Origin of the sequence: Photobacterium aquae (genome assembly GCF_001029445.1) — a bacterium.
GTDB classification, from domain to species: Bacteria; Pseudomonadota; Gammaproteobacteria; order Enterobacterales; family Vibrionaceae; genus Photobacterium; species Photobacterium aquae.
Genome location: NZ_LDOT01000021.1, coordinates 50,292 through 72,771, shown reverse-complemented (window position 1 = coordinate 72,771; position 22,480 = coordinate 50,292). Strand labels below are relative to the sequence as shown.

The 22,480-nt window shown below is 48.9% G+C and carries 19 protein-coding genes and 1 pseudogene; 15 read left to right on the top strand and 5 right to left on the bottom strand.

What is annotated here, in order from left to right; genetic code table 11:
* Positions 1–189 precede the first annotated feature (189 nt).
* The 13 genes and pseudogenes from ABT56_RS24515 to ABT56_RS14345 form a co-directional block, all read left to right on the top strand.
* Positions 190–297 (top strand): annotated as a pseudogene (locus ABT56_RS24515) (hypothetical protein); the annotation flags it as partial.
* A gap of 87 nt (positions 298–384) precedes the next feature.
* Entirely contained in the window at positions 385–660 is a 276-nt protein-coding gene (locus ABT56_RS24510) for a hypothetical protein (protein WP_169753923.1), read from the top strand.
* Between the two features lie 92 nt (positions 661–752).
* The gene (locus ABT56_RS14390) at positions 753–1,037 is read left to right on the top strand and encodes a hypothetical protein (protein ID WP_047879581.1); all 285 of its coding nucleotides are present in this window, start codon (positions 753–755) and stop codon (positions 1,035–1,037) included.
* An 896-nt stretch (positions 1,038–1,933) separates the two neighbouring features.
* Positions 1,934–2,305: a hypothetical protein gene (locus tag ABT56_RS14385; protein WP_047879580.1), complete on the top strand. Its 372-nt coding sequence runs from the start codon at positions 1,934–1,936 to the stop codon at positions 2,303–2,305.
* A gap of 316 nt (positions 2,306–2,621) precedes the next feature.
* The gene (locus tag ABT56_RS14380; RefSeq protein ID WP_047879615.1) at positions 2,622–3,419 is read left to right on the top strand and encodes a hypothetical protein; all 798 of its coding nucleotides are present in this window, start codon (positions 2,622–2,624) and stop codon (positions 3,417–3,419) included.
* A gap of 184 nt (positions 3,420–3,603) precedes the next feature.
* The gene (locus tag ABT56_RS14375) at positions 3,604–5,538 is read left to right on the top strand and encodes a TonB-dependent receptor domain-containing protein (RefSeq protein WP_047879579.1); all 1,935 of its coding nucleotides are present in this window, start codon (positions 3,604–3,606) and stop codon (positions 5,536–5,538) included.
* 170 nt (positions 5,539–5,708) lie between these two features.
* On the top strand, positions 5,709–8,459 hold the full coding sequence (locus ABT56_RS14370) for a M16 family metallopeptidase (RefSeq protein WP_157037861.1): 2,751 nt from the start codon (positions 5,709–5,711) through the stop codon (positions 8,457–8,459).
* A 211-nt stretch (positions 8,460–8,670) separates the two neighbouring features.
* The gene (locus tag ABT56_RS23975) at positions 8,671–8,889 is read left to right on the top strand and encodes a hypothetical protein (protein WP_157037860.1); all 219 of its coding nucleotides are present in this window, start codon (positions 8,671–8,673) and stop codon (positions 8,887–8,889) included.
* 219 nt (positions 8,890–9,108) lie between these two features.
* Positions 9,109–9,513, top strand: coding sequence for a hypothetical protein (locus ABT56_RS14365; RefSeq protein ID WP_240478321.1), 405 nt, complete (start codon positions 9,109–9,111; stop codon positions 9,511–9,513).
* Between the two features lie 40 nt (positions 9,514–9,553).
* Positions 9,554–10,939, top strand: coding sequence for a class II fumarate hydratase (locus tag ABT56_RS14360; RefSeq protein WP_047879576.1), 1,386 nt, complete (start codon positions 9,554–9,556; stop codon positions 10,937–10,939).
* 155 nt (positions 10,940–11,094) lie between these two features.
* Positions 11,095–12,003 (top strand): N-acetylmuramic acid 6-phosphate etherase, encoded by a 909-nt coding sequence (gene murQ, locus ABT56_RS14355; RefSeq protein ID WP_047879575.1) that lies wholly within the window; start codon positions 11,095–11,097, stop codon positions 12,001–12,003.
* Between the two features lie 406 nt (positions 12,004–12,409).
* Positions 12,410–12,778 carry a DUF6404 family protein gene (locus tag ABT56_RS14350; protein ID WP_053062504.1) on the top strand — a complete coding sequence of 123 codons (369 nt, stop codon included), beginning with the start codon at positions 12,410–12,412 and terminating at the stop codon, positions 12,776–12,778.
* A 77-nt stretch (positions 12,779–12,855) separates the two neighbouring features.
* On the top strand, positions 12,856–13,362 hold the full coding sequence (locus ABT56_RS14345) for a GNAT family N-acetyltransferase (RefSeq protein ID WP_047879574.1): 507 nt from the start codon (positions 12,856–12,858) through the stop codon (positions 13,360–13,362).
* 381 nt (positions 13,363–13,743) lie between these two features.
* Here the strand turns inward: ABT56_RS14345 and ABT56_RS14340 are convergent, their stop codons facing one another.
* Both ABT56_RS14340 and ABT56_RS14335 read right to left on the bottom strand, forming a co-directional pair.
* The gene (locus ABT56_RS14340; protein WP_047879573.1) at positions 13,744–14,265 is read right to left on the bottom strand and encodes a ClbS/DfsB family four-helix bundle protein; all 522 of its coding nucleotides are present in this window, start codon (positions 14,263–14,265) and stop codon (positions 13,744–13,746) included.
* 107 nt (positions 14,266–14,372) lie between these two features.
* Complete coding sequence (locus tag ABT56_RS14335) at positions 14,373–15,890, bottom strand: phospholipase effector Tle1 domain-containing protein (RefSeq protein WP_053062503.1); 1,518 nt, start codon at positions 15,888–15,890, stop codon at positions 14,373–14,375.
* A gap of 216 nt (positions 15,891–16,106) precedes the next feature.
* On the opposite strand from ABT56_RS14335, the gene ABT56_RS14330 reads away from it, so the two are divergent.
* Complete coding sequence (locus tag ABT56_RS14330; protein WP_047879613.1) at positions 16,107–16,853, top strand: helix-turn-helix transcriptional regulator; 747 nt, start codon at positions 16,107–16,109, stop codon at positions 16,851–16,853.
* Here the strand turns inward: ABT56_RS14330 and ABT56_RS14325 are convergent.
* Positions 16,834–18,168, bottom strand: a complete 1,335-nt coding sequence (locus tag ABT56_RS14325) for a hypothetical protein (RefSeq protein ID WP_157037859.1) — start codon at positions 18,166–18,168, stop codon at positions 16,834–16,836. The genes ABT56_RS14330 and ABT56_RS14325 overlap by 20 nt on opposite strands.
* Before the next feature lie 212 nt (positions 18,169–18,380).
* Between ABT56_RS14325 and ABT56_RS14320 the strand changes: the two genes are divergently transcribed.
* Positions 18,381–19,226, top strand: coding sequence for an enoyl-CoA hydratase/isomerase family protein (locus ABT56_RS14320; RefSeq protein WP_047879570.1), 846 nt, complete (start codon positions 18,381–18,383; stop codon positions 19,224–19,226).
* A 3-nt stretch (positions 19,227–19,229) separates the two neighbouring features.
* On the opposite strand, the gene ABT56_RS14315 is transcribed toward ABT56_RS14320, so the two are convergent.
* Both ABT56_RS14315 and ABT56_RS14310 read right to left on the bottom strand, forming a co-directional pair.
* A complete protein-coding gene (locus ABT56_RS14315) occupies positions 19,230–20,987 on the bottom strand; it encodes a bifunctional protein-serine/threonine kinase/phosphatase (RefSeq protein ID WP_047879569.1) in 1,758 nt (585 codons plus the stop codon).
* Between the two features lie 15 nt (positions 20,988–21,002).
* The gene (locus tag ABT56_RS14310; protein WP_047879568.1) at positions 21,003–22,478 is read right to left on the bottom strand and encodes a NarK family nitrate/nitrite MFS transporter; all 1,476 of its coding nucleotides are present in this window, start codon (positions 22,476–22,478) and stop codon (positions 21,003–21,005) included.
* Between the last annotated feature and the right edge of the window lie 2 nt (positions 22,479–22,480).

Below are 22,480 nucleotides of genomic sequence, written 5' to 3'. Positions count from 1 at the left end.
GATCACTGTATCTAGCATTTCCATCACAAATTGCGGCTTAGCTCTTGGCAATAGCCTTACCTGTTCAATCTGCTATTGCAGCTTCGACGCAGGTCCACGTTTATTACTTCCCTTAGCCGCTTCTTTACCGTGCAATAGCCCATTGATCGAGCTGTATCAGATCTCTACCATCACCCCCAGTATCATATTATGCCTACGACACAATCCGCCTCCAGTACGCGGAAATCACCAACCCACCGCTACTACAGCCCTAATACTGGAAGATACATCACAACTGACCCCATCGGGCTTGCCGGCGGAATCAATAACACCCAATATGTACCAAAACCCCAACGACTGGGTCGACCCACTGGAGCTACACTATATCATTGGGTATGCATGTCGGTGAATAGACTGAGTCATCCTCATAACGGTACTCGAGAGACTTCAGAATATCTTCGCCGTATGAAGGTTCCACGAGATAAACGGATAGAATATTTAGAGTATTTTGAGGCTGGAACCATTCAGTTCCAGAGAGCGAAAGATGGTTCATTCGACCCAACAATCAATCGAGAAAATTTAGCATTACCTCCTAACTGGAATGAAATAACTAATTTTAGACAGTTCCCAATAAAACCGGGGACACCAATTTTGAGAGGTAAAGCAGCAGCTCAATTTTAAAAAAATCAACACATTATATTAGCCGGCAGATATTTACTTGCAAGCCATGGAAGGGCAAATAACTAATATATTTAAGGAAATAGGAAACATCGATGACAAATAAAGATACGATAAAAGTTGAAGCTCTTTGCAGAAGGGCTTTAAATGAAATTGATAATGCTATTCAAAAACATGAGCGTGGAGAAGACGCTGATCTTTCAATTCCTATGCTTCAAAAAATTAGAGTAGAAATTGAAAAAATGTTAGTATCTTTAAATCCTCGGGAATATATGCCTTCCTATGCAAGATTTATGTTAGATTCATGGGAAGATAAATATGGTCTTGTCGACTTTTTGGCTAAAGCTTCTTACCAATATAAAAAACTGAAACCGATGTAAAATTTAATATTGGGCAAAGTCCATCCATCGAGCTACTCAACAGCCCCAATACTGGCAGATACATCACAACTGATCCCATCGGATGGGCCAATCCAATGGTTCTGAAATGTGTCTTTGAAGATGAATAGTAGATAAACAAATAATGTTTATAGAGCTATAAATTATTATAAATAAAACAGGAACAATTACAAACAGGGTATTTTTGTAACAAAAACAAAAAGCATTAATAAACATTATGAGATATAGCTATTAGAATGGAATTAATAGATGTTTATAAAGATAGCTTGGAAAAAACCAAAAAATAACTTACTGGTGATAAAATAGAATAACTAAAATAGGTAATTAAAAAACATTATGTTCTATAAAATAATCATATAACCTTAAAGGTAACGAAAGAGAACAAGCAATAATATTAATTTATGTTTAATCATAGCAGTTACACAACGGATTATGATCGTTAGAAATGATTGAAGGCCTTGCCAGCGTGCGGGGCGATTTCTCACTAAGTGAGTCCGAATCCCGATTACGATCTACACAAAGTCTTCAACCATTCCCTTTTATACGCCGATAAAACAAGCCAGTCTAACAGCTTAACCGATTGATTGGTTACATATTATGAACGTTAAGAGTGATTGAAGGCCTTGCCAGCGTACGGGGCGATTTCTCACCAAGTGAGCCCGAGTCCCGGTTTCGGTCTAAACAAGGCCCTCAACTATTCCCTTTTATACGCCGATAAAACAAGCCAGTCAAACAGCTTAACCAATTGATATTAAAAACTTATCATTCCTCACCAGACTCGCAGAAAGCGTACAGGTAACTCCTTTTCAGTTTTACTCTAGTATTTATCACTAAAATCAGCATAATCGGTGCTCAAACCATGATTAGGAACAACACCAATGGCAAATTTTCAATACTACTTCCACAAACTGCCTTGTTTTAACTGCAAAAAGACCAAAGTAGATACGGATCTTGGCTGGCTGACAGCTGAAATGAAAGACGAAATCGTTGAGCAAGTATCTGCACTAATGGCGGCAGGCGATGTAGAACCAGATTTCGCTGTAAACGTAACTTGCACTGATGAAAATGCTCGTGAATATCTGCTACTGAACTACTACGGCTACTCAGAAGAAGAATTAGCTCAGAATGAAGTTGAAGCTGATGACGAGCAAGCAGTCACTGAAGAGATCGCAGAACTTATGGCAGCTGAAGGCAAACTTGTTTTCGAACATGAAATTGCCCTACAAAGCTGCACCGATTGCGGTGAATAACCCGCAGTATTGCCAGTACCCAGCTGCTAAGCAGTTAATGTACCGGTAATACCCAGAAGGGAATGTTTTGCTTCCCTTTTCTGCATTTTATCCGACACATATATCAGATATTCACTAAAAAGCCCTCGGTAACTTTCGTTCCTGGGGCTTTTTTACAGGGTTTCGTTCAATGCACAGGAAATTTGCCTACGCCCCCTTTTAAATCTGCATTACTTTCAAAGAGATGACGAATAAATTCCGTTAAATTGGTAGCATTGGCAAAAAACAGAACATAGCCCAAATTAACGACAACGGAATTTTTCATATGATAGGCAAGATGGCTAAAACGGTAATCGGCATCATTATTTTTTTGGTGCTGGCGGTTACAACCCAAATTGGGGCTATCAGCTTCTTACTCGCACTCGTTATGTGTCGATTCTTACCATTCAAGGGAGTTGCGGTACAACTCACGCTTAACGTTGCTCTTTACACCCTGCTCACTTTTGCCATTGTGCCGCACGTTGCCCCCTACTTTGGCCGCGAGCCCATTGCTATCACATCCCAGCTAAAACCAACCAATTACTGGCTGACATACGGCCTTAACCGCCAATATGTCACGCCGGAACTCAATTCCGTGTTGGCGGAAATCAGTACCGAATTTCAGCAGCGCCATCCAACCGCGGTTGTTAATTTTCTGGACGCCGGATTTCCATTTATCAAGCACTATCCACTATTGCCCCACCTGAGCCACCATGACGGACGCAAGGTCGATCTTAGCTTCTTCTATCTCACGGCTGACGGCAAAGCGACACCGCATAAACCTTCACGCAGCGGCTACGGTATTTTTGAAAACCCACACAACAATGAAAAAGACACCACGGCCTTTTGCAAGGCACACGGGTACTTCCAGTATGATTATCCCAAATACCTGACACTGGGCGTTCCTTACCCCAACCTGAAGTTTGACGAAGTACTCAACCGCAACCTGATTAGCGTCATCGTCAGCCATCCCAATATCGGTAAAGTATTCATCGAACCGCATCTTCGAACACGACTGGGCTTATCACACCCCCGTATCCGCTTTCATGGCTGTGGTGCCGTTCGCCATGATGATCACATCCATTTACAGCTATAACGTACTATCCCCCCGCCTAACTCAGTAGGCCCTTCACCATGAAGGGCCTTTATGCACTCACATTTCATAACATTCGCACAATACGAGTAACATCTCATTTTTACCGTGATATTGCCCGCCCCTTCGTTGATGATCTAACTGCAAACGATTACCATTTGCATTCAATTCACAAAGGAACGTGGAAATGTCTAAAAAACCAAGTGCTAACAACATTTCTCTTTATTGCGGAATGCTCGCCGTTAGCCTTATGTCTTCAATTACCGTACAGGCTGGCACAGCAACCGATGAAGTCATGGTTGTCACCGCGAGTCAAACCAAACATCCCGAGCTCACGGCACCAGCCTCAGTCTCTTATATCACCCGAGAAGAACTGGATAAACTCGCGGTCAGTGATGTCGCCGAAGCAGTACGCACACTGCCAGGTATCAACATCAACCCCGGCACAACCTACGGACGCAACGAAATAAAAATCCGTGGTTTGGATTCCGACTACACCCTGCTACTGGTGAACGGCCGCCGGATAAATTCTCGTGATGCCCTGACAAGCGCCTACGGCAACGACTTCGACCTATCCAGCATTCCTATGTCTGCCATCGACCGTATCGAAATTATAAGAGGACCGATGTCGTCACTTTATGGGGCCGATGCCCTTGGCGGGGTCGTCAATGTTATTCTTCGGCAGCCTTCTGACAATACACAGGCAAACATTGGCTATCAGTATGATGGCCCAACAGAGGGTAGCGGTGGCGATACGCATCGCTGGGATCTCTACGCGAGCGGGTCTTTGATCCCTAACACATTGCAAGGCAACTTGATCATTGAACAGAGCCTGCGTGATGCATGGCGCACCGATAAAAGCCTCAATCCAGAGACCGATATATTAGAAGAGCGCGACAAGTTAAATATCTTCACCACGCTGAAATGGCTCATCACCGATCAGCAAGATATGGATATTGAATTGCTGTACAGCCAAGATGACCGGGATGCGGATTGGAATAACTGGGGGCGAGCTGTCACTAACATTCAAAAACTAGACCGTATCAATGCCGCTTTTATCCACAATGGCTACTGGTCGCAGTTCGATTCACGCTTTCGCTATAGCTATGAAAATGCCGACCTTGAGGATGATTCGGAATTAAACGGGGCGGTAGGCGATATTAGCCAAACCAACCACATTGTCGATGGCCAGCTCTCAGGCTATCTAGGCTCTCACCTCTTAACCGGTGGCGCAGAATACAGCGTGACAGAGCTAGATAATAACCTAACACTCGTCAATGGTAACGTAAGCTACAACCGCTCGGCACTGTATATTCAAGATGAGTTCGAAATCGGCGGATTGGCAATCACCTTGGGAGGACGCTTTGACGACCATGAAATCTATGGTGGTGAATTCAGTCCTCGGATTTATACGGTATACAGCCTAACGGACAACTGGGTGGTCAAAGGGGGGATCGGCAAGGCCTTCAAAGCACCTAGCTTGAACCAATACAGCAAAGACTATGCAGTGCTTGCCTGCCGAGGTGCCTGTACCGTTGTGGGCAATCCTGATCTGAAAGCCGAAACTGCCGTTAGCTATGAGCTAGCCACCAGTTATCAAACCGATTACTGGGGCGGATCACTCACCCTGTTTAACAATGATATCAAAGACATGATCCAAGCCGAACGATGGGATCGCGTCGCAACCGAGCTCTCCTACTTCAATGTCGACGAAGCACAAGTACGCGGCATTGAAACCATGGCATGGGTTGATATCACAGATTCACTCAGCCTGTCAGGTAACTATATGTATACCGATGCAACAGACGAAACCACCAACAAAACATTGACCTTAACCCCCAAGCATACCGCAAACATACAAGTAAGTTGGCAGCCAATTGATACATTGTCTACCTACCTGGCCTACCAATACACAGGCACTCAGTATCTTCGGACAGACAAAAAATCAGCCGCTTACAACACACTGGATCTAGGCGCGCAATACGAAGTAATAAAAAACCTCAAACTTAAACTTGGTATGACCAATCTTACGGATGAAGAGCGTGATGATGTAGCAACAAGTTATGACTACATAATGAAAAGTCGCAGTATCTACGCAGGCATTTCCTACGATTATCAATAATCGCGGCTCACTTTGTCGACCATCATAGTAAGACAGCGATCCGGCCTTTATAGGCCGGAACCGCATACATCAAAGAATCAACATCATTAGCTATTGATTTTAAAGGCATAATTGATTCATTATCAACTATATCGCATACTCAATCTTCTTTTGTCCGCATAAAGAGATGTATCATGCGAATTATATTGTTGAGCGCATTGGCTCTCACTGGCTGCTCCCTGACATCCCCCTCCCTCCCCCTTAAGGCCGATCCCAACTGGCACGTCGACCAACTCCCGAATGGAATGAAGTATCATATCTACCCAACGGCCGATCAGGCAGTTTCGGTACGCTTGGTCGTCAATGTCGGTTCGTTTCAGGAAAATCCGTCACAGAAAGGCTATGCCCACTTTATCGAGCATATGGCTTTCAACGGCAGCCAACACTTTTCCGGCAATGATGTTATTAAGATGTTTGAGCAATCTGGGGGGAGTTTCGGTGCAGATATAAACGCATTCACCTCTTACCAGCAAACGACCTATAAACTGGATCTGCCCAACGACGACATGCTGAACCAAGCCCTGACCTGGATGCGTGATATCAGCGATGGTATCAAGTTCGAACCAAGCCAAGTCACTAGCGAGAAGGGTGTGATCATGAGTGAATGGCGACGAACAAGGCCAAACGACGCACCTTTCTCCCTCAACGCCTACGAAGCCTCAATCGCGGGCACTCGCTATGCCGACCATGATCCGCTCGGTACGCCAGAATCCATTAAGGGCGCAACGGCTGTAGGTTTGGAAAACTTCTATCAAAAATGGTATCAACCCCAATACGCCGAGCTCATCGTTGCGGGTGACGTCGATGTAGAACAACTTTCCGAAAACATCAAAAAACAATTTGCCAACTGGCAAAACAATAACGAAACCAAACTGGTGAAACACCGCGATCTCGCCGTCAACTCAAGCAATGAAATATTGCCCAGCAGCTCGGTCGAATCCCCCAGCCTGCACTACACCATTGATAGGGGTTTCATCAGCCAGCAAACCCGCCAACAGCAACACCAAGCCTGGCACGACACCCTCAGCGCACAACTCATACAACAACGACTTGTTTCTGTCTTGAGAGATAGCGCCATGCCGTTCCAATACAGCTATGCGCAGCCTTTGTTTTCAAACTATAGCCGTCTTTCTACGGCTGACTTATCGTTCGCGCCAGAACTACGCGAGAAAATGCATGCGCTATTTATCTCAACCCTTACCTCGCTCCGCGATCATGGCGTAACACAAGACGAGTTCGCCACCATTATGGCGGGGTTCGAAAATGACCTGAATAATATCAACAGCGATTGGGATCAGCGCACCCCAATGAATTATGTCGATCATCGTGTCTTCGAATTAGAGCAGAACAGCGTCAGTCAGTCGAAAGAGGATTTTCGCGCCAGCCTCGCTAAATTCATTAAGAACAACACGCTGAAAACTGCAAATAAAAACTTGAAAAGTCTACTGTCTGCTCAACCAGCATTTGTTATTGGCATGGGGCCCAACGAAACCAAACAGCAGTTTTCCGACATCTTCACCACGCTAAACCGGGCCTACGCACAAGACGGTGAAAAAATACTGGCCACAACGGCAACATCAGATGGCTTTATCAAGCCGAGTGGGGACGGCCAAATTCTTGATATCCGCAAACACGCCGGTGGGTTTATCGTATTTACCCTGTCTAATGGCATCGACGTTTGGTTTCAACAAGACAAAACAGCCGGAAAACGTATCTTTGCCAGCTATGCCAGCGAAGGGGGCAAAGCCTCGCTGACGCAGTCACTCTACCCTGCAGTAGAGCTTGCCTTTGCAACAGCGATGCGCAGCGGGCTCGGCAAGCTATCGGGCACCGAGCTTGACAGCTACCTACGCCAGCGGAATATCGCGATTTCCCCACTATTAGGCTTAACCCAAAATGGCCTGCATATTGTCAGCGACAAGCAGCACTTTGCCGATGCGCTCGCCGTTCTGTATAACGCCGTCACCGACATCAAGGTTGACCCACGTCAGTTGGAAGCCGCAAAAGACGAATTTATCCAAAATCGGGAGGTATTTCTTCACTCGCCGCTCGGAAAACTAGCGCAATCTGCCAATGCAAAACTCTACACCTCTGACAGCTACCATCGCCTTATCTCAGGATCTGAGGTCGCGAGTGTCACGCCAGAGCAGATCTTAGCCGTGCATAACCAACTGTTTAAACACAATCACGGTATGAAAATGGTGATTGTGGCAGATCTGGAACCACACGAAATCATCCCGTTATTACGCAAGTATGTGGCGTCTATCGAGTTAGAGCAGACTCCAACCACGACGTATTCCCCCCGCTACAAAAAAGATCTTCCCAATCGGCTTGTTCTCGATGAAAGCCAAGAATCCTCTTCCCTGTACCTCATGTACATTGCCAACTTGCAGCCGCAAAAGCGCACAACGAAAGATATTTTTGTCGAAGATCTCCTTTCGCGGATCAGCACGGCACGGATTTTATCACTGGTGCGCGAAGATGCTGGATTAGATTATCAACCCAACATATACCCAGCCATGAAAGACAGCGAAAACGATGCAATCTGGTGCATCGAAGCGCAATTGGCCCCGACGGATGTGGCCAAGATAGACGCACAGATTGGTAAGCTCACCGATGGTTTGATCCACACTATCACCCAACAGGAAGTCGACACCGCGAGCAAGCAAATACTTGCCGATATAAAAAAGGCAACCAATGATCCCAACATGCGTACTTTGATCTATTCTCGCTACCTTATCCACGGTTATGACATTGACAAGCTCTTGAACATTGATGACACGCTACAAGGTATAAGCCTTCAAGATGTGCAGAGGAAAGCCAAATACACGTTTGGCGAACACAGCAAGCGTACGGTCTTCATCTTGAATCCCAAGGCCTAACGGAAACCACCCAAAACCGCCTTGTTATCAAGGCGGTTTAATTTACGCAAAACATGTACTGCAAACATCAATAAGCCGTACAAGCGCACACATTTCACAAATCATTCCCATCAGGGATTTAATAAATTACGAACCCTGACGCATATCAATTTTTTACCATCGAACTTCTGGTTAATTTATAGACAAATCAAGTGCGCTCAGGAGGACAGTTATGCGAGTACCTATTCGTTGCCCGGAATGCAGCAACACCGATGGACTCACAAGAGTAAGACGGTTATGGCATGAAAAATCTCTCGCCACCGCAGGACAGGAAAAATTGCAATGCCCAGTATGCCAATCGTATTTCATGCGAGGCATCGGCCAGCAAAACTTGCTGTATATCGGCACTTTACATAACAGCAGAAAAAAAGAGCCTGAATTTGAGCTGTGATCCCATTTTAACGCCCTAATACCGCCATTTTTCCATCAAGACATAACACAACAAGGCAAGGTAGTACCTTGCCTTATTCTCCTCAGCCTTGCTTTCCTTCGCTTAATTCCTGTGTTCTTGCCTGTTGTACCCATCCTCCTTTCTGCACATAAATGATAATCAATGATTGCTAACTCTTGCTTCATTTGATAATAATTATCATTAACAACCAAGGCGACAATGACAAAGAAGACGATGACCAGCCCGGATAACACAGCGCTCTACAATAGCTACTTCAAAGCAAAAGACCGTTTCCTGGCATACCGAGGCCCTAGCATCGGCTTCGAACCGGATATCATCTACGATTTCATCCATAGCGGCATCAATCTCGCCTCCAGCCATGAGCAGGAGGCCGAACATGAAAATTGGCTCTTATGCGAACTATTTTTGCGTCAGGTCTACTTCGCCCTACTGGACGCAATCGAAGACCCAACCCGCAGCATGATCTTCCGCCGAGTCAGCCTTGATAGCATCTATACCCCTCTGATCTACCTCAAGCGCTTCTACGATCAATTCGACTATGGCGCGCAGCACTTCGCTTCGCTACAGCAGCAGTTGCAGCGCGTTCAGACCCCGCTGGGATAGATAGACAGACCAATAACAAACGAGAACAAAAGGAACGGCCATGACAACAACATTTCGCATCGAGACGGACAGCATGGGTGACGTACACGTACCTGAGCAGGCACTGTACCAAGCCCAGACCCAACGTGCCGTCGACAACTTCCAATTCAGCCACCACTCGATGCCAATCGCATTCATTCAAGCACTGGGCTACATCAAACAGGCTGCCGCCCTGACCAACGCCCAGCTGGGCCTGCAAGAAGGAGACATAGCCGCAGCCATTGTCGATGCCGCCCAACAGGTCATCGACGGACAGCACAACGACCAGTTCCCCATCGATGTCTTCCAAACGGGTTCAGGCACCAGCTCGAATATGAACGCCAATGAAGTGATTGCGACTTTGGCCAGCCGACAGCTCGGCAATATCGTCAGCCCCAACGACCACGTCAATATGGGCCAGAGCAGCAATGATGTGATCCCCACCGCTATTCAGGTCAGTGCGGCCATTGCTGTTGAAAAGCAATTACTACCGGCATTGCACCACCTGAGCCAACGTCTTACCAGCAAAAGGGAAAATATTGGCAACATAGTAAAAACTGGCCGGACCCATCTGATGGATGCCATGCCCGTCACATTCGGGCAGGAGCTCGGCGGATGGCAATATCAAATCGACCATGCCTGCCAAGGCATCGAGCACAGCCTTCATGCCATCAAGGCGCTTGCCCAAGGAGGTACAGCCGTGGGAACCGGGATCAATGCTGATCCCCGTTTTGCGACTGCATTTGCCGACAACTTGTCACAAGCTACCCACATCCACTTCGGCAGCAGCGAAAACTTCTTCTTCAGCCTTAGCAGCCAAGATGCTGTCGTCTCGCTGTCTGGGCAGCTCAAAACAGCCGCCGTGGCAATCATGAAAATCAGCAATGACCTGCGCTGGATGAATTCAGGCCCACTTGCCGGCCTTGGCGAAATCGAATTGCAGGGGCTCCAACCGGGCTCGTCAATCATGCCGGGTAAGGTCAATCCGGTGATCCCAGAGGCAGCCGCAATGGCCGCCGCCCAAGTGATCGGCAACGACACCACCATTACCATTGCTGGCCAGTCTGGAAATTTCCAACTCAACGTGATGCTTCCTGTTATTGCCCACAATCTGCTGGAAAGCATTAGCCTGCTTGCCAACAGCGCAACCGCGCTGGCCGACAAGGCCATTGCCACTTTTACGGTTCGTGAGGATACGCTCGATATTGCACTGGCGAAAAACCCGATTCTGGTCACCGCGCTCAACCCGGTCATTGGTTACCTAAAGGCAGCTGAAATCGCCAAAAAAGCGTACAAAGAAAACCGGGCAATCATCGATGTCGCCGAGGAAGAAACGGATCTAGATCGGGCAACACTCGCCCGCCTGCTTGACCCTGCCAACCTTACCCGAGGGGGGCTTGCCGAATAGGCATCAGCCCACCAGCCACCCTATTCCCGGGCATAAACGGCCCGGGGATATCCATACCCCATATCTATCCACCCATATCTATCCACCCATATCCATCCCCACCTTGTTGTATTATCCTAAGGCATCTCCCACGACTCATAGACAGATACCCACGCATGATTGATTTAACCACGCTGGTGACGGAAAGCCGTAACGAGGCCAGCCGGGATATCGATACCCTAACAACCCTCGACATGCTCAAGGTCATCAACAGCGAAGATCAAAAAGTTGCCCTTGCCGTTGAGGCTGTATTGCCCGCCATCGCCCAAGCCGTAGATGCCATCGCCCATGCCTTTCGCAACAATGGCCGCCTGATCTATGTCGGTGCGGGCACATCTGGCAGACTCGGCATCCTCGATGCCAGTGAGTGTCCGCCTACTTATGGTACTAACCCAAATCTTGTTGTCGGGCTCATCGCAGGTGGCCATCCGGCCATATTAAAAGCTGTCGAAAACGCCGAGGACAACTACCAACTCGGACAAGACGACCTCAAAGCTATCGATTTCAGCAGCCGTGATGTGCTGGTTGGCATCGCCGCCAGCGGCCGCACCCCTTATGTTTTGGGGGCAATGGCCTATGCGGCCCAGCAAGGCGCTGTCGTGGCGAGTATCAGCTGCAACCCACATAGTGCCATGACAGAGCAGGCCGCAATTGCCATCACCCCAGTGGTCGGCCCGGAAGTCGTCACCGGTTCGTCACGAATGAAGGCGGGGACCGCGCAAAAACTAATACTGAACATGCTCACCACCGGGGCGATGATCAAAACCGGCAAAGTCTACGGCAACTTGATGGTGGACGTTGAGGCGACCAACGCCAAATTGGTTGAAAGGCAAAAACGCATCGTAATGGAAGCGACCGGCTGCGACCGAGCCTGCGCCGAGCAAGCCCTTAACCAATGTGGCAACCACTGCAAAACAGCGATTGTCATGATCCTCACTGGCAGCGATGCCACGACGGCGGAAAACCTGCTCAACCAAAACCACGGCTTTACCCGGCAGGCCATCGAGACACCTCGCTCCCGATAACCTAACGCTTCCCCTAGGCTGATGCCACCTGGCCTCAGCCTTGTTTCAACACCCTCCCAAAACCTCAATCCTACTCATATCTCTTTTGCGACCCCGGTAACAGAAATCCTCTCCAAACAGTTTGAAAATACGCTTTAAAACAATAATATAAATCCACCAAAAGCAAGGATTCGCTTATCTCAATACAAGCAGACACCCGCTTGCCATACATAAGCGCGTTTTACATCGAATGAATGAAGACATACTCAATCAATGTCTTAATCCATCACGATAAAATCTTCAATTTGTCAGAAAACAACGAGCGGTTACATTAGCCACTCCCAGCCCAGAATGGCCATCGGCCCCGGGGCAGTCCAAGCAATAGATCGGCAATTTGATACAGCAATATTCAACAAGCAGGGCGGTTATGACGAAACAAGAGAAAATCCAACTCGCCATTGACGAGGCGACCAAAGCAGGACTGAAACCTTACAGTGACAGTTTTTTCCGTCATACTCTTTTGCGCAAGCTGGGAATCGAGCTGCCGCCCACCCACTACTGCAGCTTTGCAACCAATGTGCTGTGCAACTTCATTACCTTCACGCCTATCTACGCTCTGTTCATGTGGTTTTTCGCTTGGCAGGATATGCCCGAGATTACCCAGACAATGAGATTGGCCAACGCGGCTCAAACAGGCTTGCTCTACGGCCTGCTCATGGCTGCGTATGTCAAATTCATCGCCAAGCAGAAGAAGCTGACGCCTTGGGCTGAACTAACCACCAAAAGCCGCCGCTAACTGATTTCGATTTCCGTCAGCACGAAACCGTGCTAATACTGAGGCACACAAAAAATTGAGTGCCTCAGGGAGGAAACATGCGCATTCGAGCTGTCGCGCTAAACGATGCAGATCAGATCACCGACATCTACAACCACTATATCCGCGATACCGTTATTACCTTCGAAGAAACGCCAATCACTAACGCGGAAATAGCGGCCAGAATCCAAAAAGTCACCGACGCCGCACTGCCTTGGCTGGTCGCCGAACACAATGGCGAGATCCTCGGCTACGCCTATGCCGCCCCTTACCACGTCCGCAGCGCCTTCCGCTTTACCGTCGAGCCATCCGTCTACCTTGCACCGAATGCCACCGGCCGTGGTATTGGCAAACGGCTCTACCAAGCACTGATTGAACAACTCGCCCAAACCACTATCAAAAATATTATCGGGGTAATCGCCCTGCCCAACGTGCCAAGTGTCGCTTTGCACGAACGGCTGGGGTTTAGAAAAGTCGGGGAGTTTGCCGATGTCGGCTTCAAATTCGGCCAGTGGATCTCGGTAGGGTATTGGCAGTATTCATTTCCAGAAGAAAAAACGGCATAACATGGTTGCCCAGTATATAGGCAACAGACAAGCCATCGGCAATACCTATCAATTCTATAGGGCCTAACAATTTCACTTGCTCGCTACGGCGGGATAATCTAACTACATGATCAATAACACCCCTGCATATCAAGGAGCCAACATGTCGAGTCTTATTCTTGCCAGCCAAACAGGCAACCCAAGTGACAATGACTGTTTGCTATCCCTTGTCAGCAGCACGGTGTTAACCACTGTATTGTTGTTGGTATTGTTCTAAGTAAACGGGTAAGCATTGGGTCCTCACGACCTCTTTAACCAGTCATTCACAGCCAGTCTCTCGCAGTGGCCTGCGTTGGGACAATGGGAGAAAAACTTCCATCTGTGCCTATGACTGGTCTTTTTTTATCCGAGCTTAACAACTTGCTGCTTGTTGAAACGCCGAACTTTGGTACGAATCGTTTTCATCGGCGATGAAGTATTGAATTGAATCATCCGGCCGAGTGTCCATTTCCCATACCAAGGGCTACCGTAAAGGGCGTTATCGTCAAGCGCCGATATTAGCTGCAAGATCTCGGCAGTAGTCTGCTCAAACGCATCAAGCAGGGCCGAATAATCCCAATGCTCATATTGCTGATGAAAATGTGCAGCCAATGACCCCAGCTGATTCCACTTATATCCGGTTTCGGGGAAATCGACCGGTAAACCCTGCGATTGACGGTGATGCCACTTCAGTACCAATTGCCCCCAACCTATAAGATAGGCCAGCGTATCGCACACACTGATTTGGGTTCCTTTGGTATTGCCTTCCAATGCTTTTTCCCGTGCCAGTGAAACCGGTATCGACTGGTAATCACACAACAGCTTGGCAAATGCTGTTTCTATTGCACTCTCCAATTCAGCCTTATTGCTGGGTATCGATGACATCTTTCGTTCCTATCCCTCGACTATCTTGCTACACAAAGCAAGCCATTCCATTCCGCCTTTTTATGGCAACAAGCGCCTCAGACTTATTCTGAAGCGCCCTTTTTCTGTTACTTAATACGCGTTACCTTGCAACGGATCCGGCCCCGGTTATTCCCATAAAAGCGTTCAAGATCATTGGCAAACGGACAAAACTCCCCGGAAAAACGCGGCGAGAAAGTCGATTCCCTACCAATTCGAAACACCTCTTTGTCCTCACTACCGATAGAAGCACAGAGCTCAAACCAATTTGCCTCCGCAACGCGACGGAAGGGCTCCACCGTGGCAATAGCCAGCTCTTTGAGCCCTAATGTCACACCAGCCCGGTCCCAGCCAACTGCACTGCATTCAATACCGGCATCCCACCATACTTCTTTCCCTTCAACCGCAAAGGTATAGATAGCCCCGGCTTGGAGCCAAAGTCCTGTACGGTTATATTTTTCCGCTGCAAATACCGCAACCACCTTGCTTTCATTCACCTCAAGGGTCGACAGGTTTTGCTGGGGAAGCTCGACATGAGCTCGAATACCCGTGCAGGGTATCAGCTCACCATCTTGATGCAACAAGGCATGGGTGACTCCTTTTAGTGACTCGGGACGATAATCAGAATCACGGTAAATTCGTTCGGCTACCGACCAGTGCACCAAAGGCTTGGCCCCTTCCACCACGCGGTCATTGCTTATCACACAACACAGGCGATCGCACAGTGTTGCCCAAGCTATGGGCCACCAGCGCATCTGCTCATGGCTGACACCTAGTGGATTGGGATTGATAATCACATCATCTTCACCGATATGGTAGTCAACCCCGTGAGGCAGCAATGCGCCGTAATCAATGTCTTGGATATTGCCCAGCGCACACCCTATTTCCAAATCATCAATCCAGTTCAGGGCATAACGTAACGCAAGATCAGACAACCCGTCTTGATAATAACCGCCACCAACATCGGCATGCGCACCGGGGAACCACACTTCGGTCACCTTGCCTTCCGCGTTCATCAACGTCGGCTGGAATGCCCGCCGCTTCTCATCAAGCGACACCAGATGCAGCGCCTTTACGACATTAACGGGCAAGGTATGGTTTTCGAATACCACTTCCGAACAGGGGCGATCTGATTTTCGCAAGTTAGGCCGATTAATAGAGGCCACCGTGTCAAACACTGCTTCGTAGATACACGGCTGGGAAACCTGATCACTGATCAATTTGGCAAAACGTCTTGCCAAGGCTGCACCACGGCTAAAACCCGTCACCAACAGAATATCTCGGTGTTGATCAAACCCGGACTTGTGCCATTCACTTATTGCACGATTCAATATATGCCTGACATCACTCCCCTCAGGAGAAAATACCGCATTAATCGCCTGTTGAAGCCTCGTGCCGTAAGTACCGATACCGGCATAGTAATAACACTTTTGACTGTCATTCCACCCTTTACCTTGCTCGGCCAAAGAACCACCGCACAATAAATGGAATTTCAGGATATTGGTAATGCTGTCGTCTTCAATTTGCCCTTGGGGACAAACTGTCTGCACGGCATCTTCGGGGGAGTTGCACGTACCATCAAAATTGAAAATATATAACTTAACCATCATTGACTCCTGTCTATTATGGTTCTGACGGATGCAATACCTCTTTATTTGCACATAAGAAAAAGAAAGATACTCGTTTTAATCCAATTGCCCTGCTTGCTCGCACTTCTGGCTGCAGAACAATACTTATCCGTGATGTCTCACACAAAAATGACCGCTTTCCCACGCCATTTCCTGTTTCGCTATAGGGTTAAGATAAACGGAGAGGAAATGCCTATGACACTAGCAATTGATGCCAAAGACCCAACCTTGTACCGTCCGGCGCCACAACAGATTGAAGATCTACTGAACAATACTCTGGCCAATATCGGCATTGAACATGTTGTCTTCTCGATTCTGGATCCAGCTCAAACACTGCTGCTTGAAGTTGTCAAAGGATTCACTCCGCAACAGATTGAGACTTATCAACAATACCAGCACCATGACATCTACCTAGCAACGTACCTACATCGAAACCTCAAAGGCAACCTGCTCTACCTACAGGAAATCGTCCCGTTAAAACAAATCACTGACGAAATATTCCACGATGTCTTACTGCCTACGATTCAGCTTCGCCATACCTACAGCGGACTGTGCCCCCTTAGCAACAACCATACAATGCTGCTTAGCTGCCACAGTTTTCGCGCTCTCACCGTCGGACACCTCACCCAGCTTGACCGTTTTTGGCAACTGCTCGCCCACTGGTCCAATGCATGGGTTGCTCAAATAACCCTGCAACACGCCTGGCAGCAGTGGGAAGGCGAGCAGCATTCCGCAGAAAACCAACCGCTGACACCGGCTGAAAGCGATGTCTTACAGCTCCTTGTCGGTGGTTTCAGTGGCAGCGAAATTGCCCAGCAGCGCGATGTCTCTAAGGAAACAGTCCGCAGCCAAATCAAACAACTGCTGCGCAAAACCGGCTGCCGCCACCAAAACCAACTGATCAGCCGCTATAGCGGTTACCCTATTCTTCACGCCACATAATACCGGACTCTATCGCCCCTTTATCCAGCTCAACGCTACCGGTATCCGCAAAGCCATACTCTTCGCTGCGCCACCAATCCTTAAAGGCAAACTGCTTGCCGTTGCTATGGGTGATGACCATCAGCACGCTGTCCCCCTCGCCGTCATTGACATAAAGCCGCCCTTCCTTAACCGACCAGAGGCCCATCAAGTCGCCCTCGGCCGTTTCCGCACGCTGCGGTTCATCATCACGGAAAATCCAGTACTCGGTTGCATCAAACACGGCAAAATACACACCCCACTGGGTGCCGCGTACCATCTCGTCGGTAAAGTCCCAAACCTGCTCGCCATTTATCTTCCGGCAATGTTCAGCTGCCACTAGAAAGTCGCCATAGGAAACAGGGGGAGAGAGCAAAGCACCGCTGCTGTCGAATATCGAATCACCTTCTCGACAAGCGGCTATTTCATCGGGTGAATTTCCGTTACCGTCCACATCCTCTTCGAGCCATCTGCTGCCGTCTTCGGGAAAGGCATCATAAATGTCCGGATAGGTATCGTTGTCGCTATCAACCGAAATATCTTCGCTACCGCTAAAAACCGGCTCAGACAACTGCATGGCCGACACTTTGTGCTTGATCTTGCCACCAACGACCGCAATCTTGTCGTCAAAAGACGACACGCTCTTATCTTCACTCGCTGCCGTCAGCAGTTCATCGCCCGACAGACTGAGCAGCTGGGAAGCGACTATGTTGCGCGCAGCATAAACCACAGGCGATGCCTCCGGCTCACTTCCCTGCTCTCGCGCCCTTGCCACATAGTCACCGTAAACCTGCTCACCCGACAGGCCAACCAGTCGGGCAACATAGTCACGGGCCTCTTCTTCGGTCATCGCCAGATTGCTGGCCGCTGCCTGAACCAAGGTAAGCCGTACCAAGGTGGTTAGCGGCGTGATATCACTCTGCCGGGCCGGGGCAGACAAGATAAAACTGCGTTCTATTGGCTGCTCGGGTGTATCACTATCCACCGTTTTTCCGGCCACCGCCTCGACCATCAGCGGATATTGGCCATAATCAGCGATACCTGTCACATCCAGCACCGCAACCCCGCCCGATATTGTCATGGCACTGGGCTCATGGGCGGGATCGTGCACCCAGTCAGGGGTGATATCCAACCACACCTTTGCATCTTGCAAGTAACCATCAATCGCCTTTACGCGGTACCCCACCACGGTTTCGGCCCCCGTCGGATCACTTTGATGACTATCATCCCCGCCGCACCCCGCCAATAACAGAGCACCGGCCATTGCCAACGCAAGTGAACTTTTATTCCGTCTCATCTCCGCCTCCCCTCGTCATTATCTCGATGCTTACTGCCAACTTAGAAAGGGGGAAAGGAAATATCATCACCCGTTTGGGGGATAACGGGCCAGAAGCAAGCTGTTTATTGATCAACTTCAACAAAGTCACAAATGTTCAGCGACGATCTCGTTAAATCTGACAACGTGTAGTAGGTTGTTATTTGAACGGAATTGTTTGACAGGAATAGTCTATGAATGATCTGAGCCTAACAAGTATTGCAGCCAGCTACCTGACAACAACGATTAAAGAGGGCGTACTGACTGTTACCATGAACCGCCCCGATAAATTGAACGGCTGGACGATGGGAATGATGGAGGCCATTCGCGAAGCTTTCGAAAAGGCCAACCACAATGACTCTGTGAAGGTCCTGCTTTTTACCGGTTCGGGTAAATACTATTGCGCAGGGGTCAATTTAAGCGGCACGATTAAATTGATGCCGCCACGAAAACTACGGCAATTAATCGTCAACAACAACCGAACCCTATTCGAAATATTCCTCAACTTTACCAAACCGCTCCTTATTGCGGTTAACGGCCCGGCGATCGGGGCGAGCGTGACATCCTCCACCCTTGCCAATTTTATCATCGCCTCTGAAAATGCCACCTTCTCAACTCCGTTTTCAGCGTTGAGTGTCACCCCCGAAGGCTGCTCCAGCTACCATTTCCCCCGGTTGATTGGCGAAAACAACACCTACCGGATGATGGGGCCGGAAGGCTGGAAACCCAACGCCAAGGAAGCGCTGGATATCGGGTTGGTTCAACAAGTCGTACCGGCAGCCCACTTGCTCAGCGAAGCTGAACGCATTGCCCATGAGTGGGTCGCCAAGGGCGAAACACGCCAGTTCCTCGCAGATAGCCAACTTGCCGATCTCAAAGCCACCAATGCCAAAGAATCCGAAGATCTAGCCGATGCCTTTTTGAGCGCCGGTTTTCTCAAAGGCCAATGTCAGTTTTTATGGCGCAAAAAGAAATATGTCCCATCAACGCTATTTTTCTCGCTGTGGGCACTGCGCCCCTTGTGGTCGTGGGCTATCTAGCCTTTAACCATTTAGGGCTTGGAGAATAACAACAATAAGCAGCGCAAAACTAAGCAGTTTCCAAAACACAATGGGCGATTTTTGTTTTAACGGTAACTGCTTAGCTTGCTTTAACAATGACTCGGAAGGGTAATAGAGAGCGAGAGAAAACTCCGACAGAGCCTGAAAACGTTGCTCGCGGTTCTGATGGCAGGCTTTATGCAATACCAAATCCAGCCAGATCGGCAAATCGGCCCGATACTGCGAGAGTGGCTGATAAGTTATTGCGTTACGAAGGCTATTGCGACGATACCGAACAGACGGCGATTTCATCATATAAGGGTAACGGCCAGATAGCATTTCATAGAGGATCACCGCAATTGAAAACATGTCCGATCCCGTATCCACCTCATCGCCATCCAAATGCTCCGGCGCCATATATTTGATATCACCTACCGGGACAGGCTCATCAATTATCTGTGGCGCATCCATAAAACTCTTGGCCTGCGCAGTACCGAAATCAATAATCACGATATGGCCCTGTCTATCCAGCATGAGATTTTCAGGTTTGAGATCTCGGTGCACAATGCCATGACGCTGCAGCACCCTCACCGCCTTGATGATCTCCCCGCCAATGCGCCTGACCTGTTCTAACTCAGGGCATGGGTTGTCGTTCATCCACTGCCTAAGCGTGATCCCGTCAACCCAATCGCACACATGGTACAGAAACGACGAGGAATGAGAAAACGGATGGATTTTCATCAGCCTAGGGTGAGTCAGCTGTTCCCCCACCCACCCCTCGCGCACAAACCCCTGTAGGTAATGGTAATCTTCCGCAAAATTCAGCGACGGTACTTTCAGCACATACTGTCGCTCGTCAAATGCACTCTCCGCCAGATACACATGGCTCCGAGGCCCGCTATAAAGAACTCGGACAATTTCATATTGATCAAGCCGGTTACCGACCTCCAATACCGGCGGAATAATCCGGCGAACCAACTCACCAACCATTTCATCCAGCCCCATTTCAGGCAGGGCGTCCACCTCAACGACAAGGCAGGTGGCATTGTCCTGACTTCCCCGAGCCAAAGCGAGCTCAACAAGACTGCGCGCCTGCTGCTCCAACGTCGATGACGGTAATAGCAATTGCTCTGCCAGCGCGGTTGTATTGACCCACTCATGAACCCCGTCGGTAGTCAGGATCAACCGGTCCCCTATTTCTATCCGTAACTGCTGGTAGTCCACCTCGACATGGCTATCCATCCCTAATGCTCGGGTCAAAAAATACTGCGATCCCAACTGGCGGCGACGATGATCCTGAGTAAGTGATACCAGCTTTCCCTTGCGATAAAGCGACACCCGGCTGTCACCCACGTGCATGATATGGGCCGTATTAGACTTAATCACCACGGCACAGAAGGTAGTTACCATCCCATTATGTGCCACCTCACCTTGGCGATCATGATGGTAAAACCACTGATTCAGCGCGCTTAGCACCTTACTGACCGACTGCCTGACTCCCCACGTTGGTGGCGTCGCATAATATTCATCAATGAACTGAGTCACCGCTGTATGGCTGGCCTGCTGCCCGTACTTGCTACAGCTCACACCATCGGCAATACAGGCCACAACACCTTTATGGGCGCAGTCACTCTGATTGCGAGGCTGCTTAACCGCAAAGGCATCCTGATTGGCGGGTCGGTGCCCGGCGCTGGAATAGCCACCGACCCGTAATTTCAGCAAATAGCAGCTGTTTGCCAATACCTCATCCATCATCGCCATAGGCCGCCTATCTCGTTAATTCTTCGCCACGTCGATCATAGTGATGCTGCCATCATCATTGACCTCGGCGATCTGGCCCTTGGGCTCCTCCATCACCAACAATGTGACAAAGCCGATAACCGCCGTACCGGCAATCACGTAAAAGAAGGTACTGTAATCGACCATCGACAAGATAGTGAGGTAACACACAGCCCCAACATTGCCATAAGCCCCTGTCATTCCGGCAATTTGCCCGGTCATACGGCGCTTAATCAAAGGTACGGTGGCAAATACCGCCCCTTCCCCCGACTGGACGAAGAACGAACAGACCATGGCTGCCGCAACAGCGAGCCATACCGGCCACTGGCTATTGACCTGCCCCATCAAGAAGTAACCGACCGCCAGTCCAGCCGTTAATATTAACAGTGTGGATTTACGGCCAAATTTATCCGATAGCCACCCTCCGCCGGGGCGCGACATCAAGTTCATAAAGGCATAGGCGGACGCCACCATCCCGGCGACTACAGGAGTCAATTCAAATGTCTCTGAAAAAAAGAGCGGCAACATGGATACGACAGCAAGCTCCGAGCCAAACGTTGCAAAATACAAGACATTCAACACCGCGACCTGCTTAAACTGATAACGATGAATTTTCGGAACCGGGCGAGAGAAAACACCTTTGTTTATCTTCCAAACCTGAGAGGCCTCATAAAGATAAAGCCCGAACAGCAGCGTATAAAAGCCAAATACTACCGAATCCTGAAACAACCCGATCCCCGCCCCAGATAGCTTCCATACCAGTAAGGCCATTGCGCCGTACATGGGGATCTTCATCAATAGCAATAAGAAAAAATCGCCTTTTGAGGTGACTTCCATCGCCCCGAGATTCTGCGGTTTAAAATAAGTCGATCCTTTCGGGGTATCGGTAACATTACGGTAAAACACCCACGAAAAGGCCATGCTAATGATCCCAGTGAGAGCCATGGCATAGCGCCAGCCATTTTCCCCGCCAAACAAAACGGCAACCGTCGGCAATGAAAAAGCCGCAGCCGCAGAGCCGAAATTGCCCCAGCCACCATAAATACCTTCCGCCGTACCCAGTTCATTATGGGGAAACCACTCGGAGACAAGACGAATACCGACCACAAAACCCGCCCCGATTAACCCCAGAGCAAAACGGGCAATGGCCGCCTGGACAAAATTATCCGCCAGTGCAAAGGCAAAACAGGGAATGGAACAGAGCAGCAACAGAGCGGAATACACCAAGCGCGGCCCATATTTATCGGTCAGCATCCCGATAATAATCCTCGCCGGAATCGTAAAGGCGACATTGAGAATAAGCAGAGTCTTGATTTCGGCCGAGGTTAATCCCAATGACTCCTTCACCGCTTGCAGTAACGGCGCGAAGTTAAACCACACCATGAAAGTAATAAAAAACGCCATCCAGCTAAGATGAAGAATTTTCATCTTGCCGCTAAACGAGAGAAGATTGAATTTTTCTTGTCCTGACATCC